This is a genomic window from Variovorax sp. P1_H12_2, assembly GCF_056405335.1.
Window position 1 is genome coordinate 1 of the sequence record NZ_JBFUCI010000792.1, and the last position, 1,005, is coordinate 1,005.

Consider the following 1,005-nt stretch of genomic DNA (forward strand, 5'->3'; position numbering starts at 1 on the left):
CGTCTGCGGCGACCCCGCGGCAGCGCCGCAGGGCGGCTGGCTGATCGTGGCCGACATGCCGCCCGAACTCGATGGCCGGCACGGCGAGCCCTTCGAAGGCGACGCCGGAAGGCTGCTCTACAACATGCTGAACGCGCTGCAGCTGCATGGCGGACCCACGCCGGTGCACCTGATGCGCACGCACCGCGGCGTCGCCGCGGGCCAGCCCGCCAGCCCGCGGCCGATCGGCGACGTGCTGGCCGAGAGCATCGACGCCCTGGCGCCCCGCGTGGTGCTCGCGATGGGGCCGCTGGCGGCGCAGAGCCTCATGCAGAGCGCCGACCCGCTCGGAAGGCTGCGCGGCCGCGTGGTCCCGATGGACCTGCCGGGCGTGCAGGCGACACCGGTCGTCGCCACCTACCACCCAGCCTACCTGCTGCGCAACCCGGCCGACAAGGGCCGGGCCTGGTCCGATCTCTGCCTGGCGGCCGAGCAGGTGTAGCCCCCACGCTCCCCCACTTTGTGTGGGTCGCTGCCCCCCGAGGGGGAGCGGCAGGCCGCCCGTCCGTGCGAAGCGCGGACTTCGCCGCGCTGGCGGCCCGGCGCCGGCCTGAGTCCTGCTCTCCTCACCTCATGTGCCAGCCGCCTAAAATTGGTCCATGACCTTCCTGGACAAGCTGCGCGCCGCCGAGCGCCAAAACGGCTCGCTGCTGTGTGTCGGCCTCGACCCCGAGCCGACCAAATTCCCCGCCGGGCTCAAGGGCGACGCCAGCCGGATCTACGACTTCTGCGCCCGCATCGTCGACGCCACGGCCGACCTGGCGATCGCCTTCAAGCCGCAGATCGCCTATTTCGCCGCGCACCGGGCCGAGGGGCAGCTCGAGCAACTGATGGAACACATGCGCCGCAACGCGCCCCAGGTGCCGGTGATCCTCGACGCCAAGCGCGGCGACATCGGCTCGACCGCCGAGCAGTACGCGCGCGAGGCCTTCGAGCGCTATGGGGCCGATGCCGTCACGCTGTCTC

At 72.4% G+C, this 1,005-nt stretch carries 2 protein-coding genes; both read left to right on the plus strand.

Features of this window, described 5'->3' with window-relative positions; all coding sequences use genetic code 11:
* The coding region (locus AC1D2K_RS35195; protein ID WP_478095116.1) for a uracil-DNA glycosylase family protein at window positions 1-481 on the plus strand (481 nt) is incomplete at its 5' end.
* A gap of 157 nt (window positions 482-638) precedes the next feature.
* Window positions 639-1,005 (plus strand): orotidine-5'-phosphate decarboxylase (pyrF, locus tag AC1D2K_RS35200; protein WP_478095118.1); only part of this gene is annotated, 367 nt, incomplete at its 3' end.